The following is a 6,328-nucleotide window of genomic DNA, read 5'->3' on the forward strand; positions in this document are numbered from 1 at the left end:
GGAAGACATCTGCCAAATCTACAAAAATGCAAATCACGCTGCGAAATTTTAAAATAACAATTTAAGTATATGACAAGGGCCGTGTAAGTTGCCGAAAGGCAACTCACACGGCCCTTGTCGATACTTAAATTGTTCTATTATCCCCAGACTTCCTCTGCGATCTCCTTCACCAGCGCAAGCTTTGCCCACTGTTCTTCTTCGGTCAGCTTATTGCCGATCTCGCAGGATGCGAAGCCGCACTGCGGGCTTAAGCACAGACGGTCTAACGGAACATACTTCGCTGCTTCATGGATTCTTGCGATCACAGCTGCTTTGTCCTCCAGCTTCGGGGATTTAGTCGTAATGAGTCCCAAAACCACCTTCTTGTCTTCAGATACGTGGGACAGACACTCGAATCCGCCGGAACGTGCATCGTCAAATTCCAGATACAGGGCATTGACCTGTTCCTTTCCAAATACCAGTTCTGCGACCTTATCGTATGCGCCGGTGCAGGCCCAGGTAGAATGAAAGTTTCCACGGCAGATGTGGGTGTTAATCACCAGGTCTTCCGGTTTTCCCTCGATCACAAGGTTATTGATCTCTAAGAATTCTTTCTGCAGCTTTTTCAGTCCTGCATCATCCGTACCGAAGAACATTCTCGCCTTCGGATCTACAAAACAACCCCAAGTACAGTCATCGAGCTGGATATTTCTGCAGCCTGCTGCATACAGGTCTGCAATCACTTTTTTGTAACCAGCTACCAGATCCGCGATCAGTTCCTCATCGTTTGGATAGATCTTTCTGGTATCCTCGATGTTCATCGGCATGACCAGCTGCTCTAAAAACTGAGCCGGTGCCGGAATCGTCTGCTTTGCCACAGTATTCTCATCTTCCAGCGCTTTCACAAATTTGAAATGCTCAACAAACGGATGATGCTCAACAGAAATCTTTCCGGTCAGGAAGGTATCATCGATCTTGGCTGCCTCATCGTGGAATGGAAGTCCATTCTCGGTCGCGCTGTGCCCCACGCCGTTGAAGCCCCACATGAAATCCAGATGCCAGGTAGCACGGCGGAATTCTCCATCTGTGATCACATGGTATCCGGCTTTTTTCTGCTTCTCTACCAAATCCGTGATCGCGGTATCTTCTACCTTTTTCAGTTCCTCTGCGGTGATCGTACCTGCCTCAAAATCAGCGCGTGCCTTCTTTAAATAATCTGGTCTTAAAAAACTTCCTACATAGTCATAACGAAACGGGGTATATTTGCTCATGGTCGGTGTTCTCCTTATCTGTTCATGGCACTTATCATACCCGTATTTTCCGTTTCTGTAAAATATTGAAAAAAAGCGGTTTGTCATAGTTTTAGTCTATAGCAAACCGCTTTAACGCTTCGATATAATGTGCTGCAAACTTCCCGGGCACAACCTGTTTGTGGGTGATATACCCGATTTCCATATAATCTTCCGCTTCCAGAGGAACCGCAACAATATCCTTTCCATTCAGTGTTTCATTGATCACACCGCTGCAGATGGTATAACCATTCAGCCCGATCAGCAGGTTAAACAGTGTCGCACGGTCGCACACCCGGATATCTTTTTTGCTCTCCAGCGTGCTCAAGATTTCCTCCGAAAAATAGAACGCATTGTGGTCTCCCTGCTCATACGACAACCGCGGATAATCCTCCAGATCCTGCAGTGTCACTGATTTTTGTTCCGCCAGCGGATTTTTCGCCCCGACAAAGACATGGGGCTTCGCGAGAAAGAGTCGTTCAAACTTAAGGTTATGTTCCTTAAAGGTCTTTCGCAAAACCGTTTCATTGAACTGGTTCAGATAAAGAACCCCGACCTCGCTTTTCAGCTTCGCGACATCTTCGATGATCTCGTAGGTCTGCGTTTCCCGGATACGAAAGTCGTAGCTTTCCCCGCCATACGTCTTTAACAGTTCCACAAACGCCTCCACCGCAAAGGAATAATGCTGGGTGGATACACAGAACTGGTGGCGCACCGGCGCTGCGCCCGCATAGCGCTCCTCCATGAGTCTGGTCTGGGTGATCACCTGTCTTGCATAGCCAAGAAATTCCTCCCCCTCCGTGGTCAGAAGAATGCCCTTGTTAGTCCGCTGGAAAATGGTAATACCAAATTCGTGCTCCAGTTCCCGGATTGCCGCAGTCAGGCTCGGCTGGGAAATGTAGAGCCGCTCCGCAGCTTTGCTGATGCTCCCCGCCTCAGCGGTCTCCACGATGTATTTTAATTGTGTCAGTGTCATAGGTTTGTCCTTTTTCTGATTGCGCTTTCTTTCATCATATCAATCTGTTCCGATCAGCACCCGCTTACCCTCAAACGCGAATCCATAACAGCGAATCCGGTCTTCCGATACACCGTGGGCAATCAGTTCCCGGTCATACTGTTTCTCCTGAATCTGCTTCAATGCCGCCTGAACCGTATCCCCAAGAGAAGTTTCCTCTTCCACATCACGAACCTTAAACTCCAGAATGATGCCATCAAATTCCGGTTTTTGTGGAATCAGCATCACATCATAACGCCCCAGTCCGCTCTCCCGGTTGGACCGGATCAGATAAGCATCCCGCAGCTCCACCAGAAGCCCAAGCACAAAGCCATGATAAAAGCGCTCCGGCTGTGTCCGCTCAGACGGATGATTTCCTGTGTCAAAGCTGCTGAAAGTAGTCAGAGCCACATCATTCATATAGGCGTTCATTTCTTTTATATTTCCCTTTAAAAGAGCCTCGATGAACGCATTATAATTGGTTCCGGAATTTTCAAACCATCCGGAAAACATATCAGAAAACATCCCCAGCGTTTCCAGATTTGTGATCATCAGATGATACCACGGTTTTCTCCAGGCTCTGCGATATTCGACCTGCTCCACCCGTAAATACCCGCTGGCCACAAGCAGACTCCAGATTGCGTTCTGCACATGATCCAGCTGGTCAAATACAATCTGCTCATCAAAGGTTACCACAATTTTTCCTCCCTGAAGCAGATCCTCCATGCCTTCCTTTATTTCCGCAGATGCCGTCCGGATCAGCTTGTTAATCAGCGTATTTCCACTGGTTGCTGCCCAATAGGCCATGAATGTTTTCTCCCGCAGGAAATTCGTGATGGACCACGGATTATAGATATCCCGCTTTGATCCAAACGTGAAGCCATCATACCAGCGCTTCACTTCTTCTTTTTGCTCTATTAGACCAAACTGTTCCAGAGATGCAAATACCTCTGCTTCCGTAAAGCCAAAACAGTCTGCATACCGCTTCGAGGTGGTTGTGATTACACTGAGGTTATTCAGATCCGAAAAGACAGATTCCTTCGAAACACTGGTAATTCCCGTCATCATTCCACGTTCCAGATACGGGTTTGTTTTGAATGTCGCATTGAACAGACTCCGGATAAAGGAAGTAAATTCGTTCCAGTACCCATGCACATATGCCTCCTGCATGGGGGTATCGTATTCATCCAATAATATGAGCACACGCTTTTCCCAGAAATGGTGCAGGTAATAAGACAGATTTTTCAGGGCATCCTGAGCTGTCACATCATCCATTTCACAGTTCATTACTTTTATAAACTGCTGTTTTTCTGTGTCCGCAAAGCACGCTGTATCCAGAAGATAACGGTGCTGACGATAAGTATCGCCAATAATATGCCGGATTTTCTGAACTGTGTCCGTATAACAATTCTGCTTTACATCCGCAAAACTTAAAAATATAACCGGGTAAGTTCCCTGAAGCTTCTGATATTTCTCCTCATTCCATATCTCAAGACCGCTAAAAAGATCAAAGCGGTCTGCATACCGTTTTGAAAAGAAACAATCCAGCATACTCATATTCAGCGTTTTTCCAAACCGCCTAGGGCGGGTAATCAGCGTAACCGAATCTCCTGACTCCCACCACTGTGAAATCAGTTTTGTTTTATCAATATAGAAATAATTGCCTTCCCGCAGGGACGCGAAATCCTGCTTTCCGATTCCGATCGTACATGGCATCTGCTCCACCCCGTTTCTGTTTCAAATTTATCTATTATCTTATCATATCCGGGAATCGAAATCCATATGGATATCCAGTTTCAGGATATCATCCAACAGCACACATTCTCCTTCCTGTGTCCCATTCTGCAAAATGATTCCCCGCCTGTCATGATCGATTTTTTTAACTGCAGCAGTGAACGTGCGGTAAGCACCTCCTGCTTTGTATTCATCTGGAATAAAGCAGGTGACAGTGACCCTTGGAGCTGCCTGATTTTTCCCGTTTTCTAAGTTCTGCAGCTGCGCTTCCAGCTCCCGCAGCTGCTCATCCAGTGCTGCTTTCTCATACTCATCCAACTCGCGCCTTTGCTCGGTCTGCCGTGCAGTCTCCTTCACTGCATCACCATAACCTGTCAACGCTGCAAATGGGGAGAACTGGGCAGCACGGTCCTTAAGATCCATCGGCGGATGATTGCGCGACACCGGACGTTTCAGATACAGCATATCTTCATATTTTGAAAAATCTGTCATTATGCCTTGTGCCCTCCGATCTGGTCATTGCGCTCTTTTGCCGTCGCACCTTCACACAGATTCATGCCCTTTAAGATCGCATTTTTTCCGAATTTTTTCTTGATATCCAGCATCGCATGCTGCAGGCGTTTTTCGCGTTCCAGTTCCTGCTGCTCCTTTTGGCGTTTCTGTTCCAGGGCCGCGTAATCGGTAAAAAGATCAAGCTGTTCGGCCACCGGTTCCCGTTTCACTTCAGTCTCCGACATGACATGATTTGCAGTCAGATACACCCGCCGGATCAAAAGCTTTTCATCGATAATGCGGTCATACAATGCCAAAACTGCATCCAGGATCTGCCGGGTCGAGGAAGTAAAACACCCCAGATTTTCCGTTCCGTGAGCATGCTTTGGAATGCTTCTGCCATACCGGTCCTTCATAACTTCACCACGATAGGAACCGCTGCGTTTTGGATCCGTCAGATTCTCAATATCATAACCTACTGTTAAGACCATCTGGTCTGTCACAAGTCCCTGGTCCACCAGCTGTAATGAAAGCTGGTCTGCCATTTCTTTGACCACGAGCCGCGTCTTCTGTGCCGTATACGGACAATGCAGCACCTGCCCGGAACCAACACTATTGTTTTCCGGCTTATAAGCCTTGATATGCTCCATGCGGCATGGCTCATAGCCCCAGGCATGATCGATCAGAAGCTCTGCATGGATGCCAAACAAACGGTACAGCAGTTCTTCATTGTGATAATCTCCTGGCTTTCCAATGGAGCAGCGCGCGACATCGCCCATCGTCAGCATACCATGTTCCTTCAGCTTTGCCGCATAACCGCGGCCAACCCTCCAGAAATCGGTGATGGGCTGATGCGTCCAAAGTTTTTTACGGTAGCTGATCTCGTCAAGCTCTGCAATGCGGGTTCCATCTTCATCCGGCTGAATGTGCTTCGCTTCAATGTCCATGGCAATCTTTGCCAGATACAGATTGGTGCCGATCCCAGCCGTCGCGGTAATCTTTGTTTTTGCAAAAATCTCCTGCATGATCCGTTTGGCATATTCCCGCGCCGTACAGCCTGCCGCTGGCAGATACTTTGTCAGATCGATAAACACCTCATCAATCGAATAGACATGAATATCTTCCGGCGCAGCATACTTTAAGTAGATATCGTAAATTTGGGTACTCACTTTCATATAGTGGGTCATACGCGGCGGTGCGATCAGATAATCGATCTGATATTCCGGATGCTTTGCCAGTTCATCCGCCTGTGCAGAAGATCCGGTAAATCTGCCGCCTGGAGCAAGGCTTCTCCGCTTCGCATTGGCACGACGCACCTGTTCGATCACCTCAAACAGCCTGGCACGCCCTCCAATCCCGTATGCCTTCAAGGATGGGGAAACCGCCAGGCAGATGGTCTTCTCCGTGCGGGACGGATCCGCTACTACCAGGTTGGTCGTCAGCGGATTTAAGCCGCGGTCCACACACTCCACGGATGCGTAGAACGATTTCAGGTCCATACATAGATACATGATTACTCCTTCGCCACTGCCCCGATCGGGCAGATGTCATAGCAGATTCCGCAGCCATCACAAAAACGCAGATCGATCCGGTAATGCCCCTGGCGCGGAACCAGCGCGTGAAGCGGACACTTCTGGGCGCAGCGTCCACAGCGGGTACAGTTATCTAAAATGTAGTATACCGGTTTATCAGCCGGAACATTCCCTTCGTTTGTCATGATTTCCTCCAAATATCTATTCTCTCTGATTATCAGTTTTTCTTGTGTCAGTTCTTTTCCATTTTTATCATACCACAAAAAAGGGGCTGTCGCACTAGCAAATATTTTTTGCTGGGCGGCAGC

Annotated in this window: 6 protein-coding genes; all 6 read right to left on the reverse strand. The window is 48.0% G+C overall.

All coding sequences use genetic code 11. The annotated features are described in order from the left end of the window. Positions 1 to 137 precede the first annotated feature (137 nt). Positions 138 to 1,250 carry a 5-methyltetrahydropteroyltriglutamate--homocysteine S-methyltransferase gene (locus DW922_RS07700; RefSeq protein WP_118726237.1) on the reverse strand — a complete coding sequence of 371 codons (1,113 nt, stop codon included), beginning with the start codon at positions 1,248 to 1,250 and terminating at the stop codon, positions 138 to 140. Positions 1,251 to 1,341: 91 nt separating this feature from the next. Continuing rightward, positions 1,342 to 2,244, reverse strand: coding sequence for a LysR family transcriptional regulator (locus tag DW922_RS07705; protein WP_118720909.1), 903 nt, complete (start codon positions 2,242 to 2,244; stop codon positions 1,342 to 1,344). A 39-nt stretch (positions 2,245 to 2,283) separates the two neighbouring features. Further along, positions 2,284 to 3,978, reverse strand: coding sequence for an AAA family ATPase (locus tag DW922_RS07710; RefSeq protein WP_118726238.1), 1,695 nt, complete (start codon positions 3,976 to 3,978; stop codon positions 2,284 to 2,286). Between the two features lie 42 nt (positions 3,979 to 4,020). Continuing rightward, positions 4,021 to 4,488: a hypothetical protein gene (locus DW922_RS07715; protein ID WP_118726239.1), complete on the reverse strand. Its 468-nt coding sequence runs from the start codon at positions 4,486 to 4,488 to the stop codon at positions 4,021 to 4,023. Continuing rightward, a complete protein-coding gene (locus DW922_RS07720; protein WP_118726240.1) occupies positions 4,488 to 5,999 on the reverse strand; it encodes a DNA methylase in 1,512 nt (503 codons plus the stop codon). The genes DW922_RS07715 and DW922_RS07720 overlap by 1 nt, the downstream gene beginning before the upstream one ends. 2 nt (positions 6,000 to 6,001) lie before the next feature. Next, positions 6,002 to 6,205, reverse strand: coding sequence for a 4Fe-4S binding protein (locus tag DW922_RS07725; RefSeq protein WP_118720907.1), 204 nt, complete (start codon positions 6,203 to 6,205; stop codon positions 6,002 to 6,004). Positions 6,206 to 6,328: the final 123 nt, after the last annotated feature.

The sequence above is a fragment of the Clostridium sp. AM42-4 genome (genome assembly GCF_003480105.1).
In the GTDB taxonomy this organism is placed as follows: Bacteria; Bacillota; Clostridia; order Lachnospirales; family Lachnospiraceae; genus Brotaphodocola.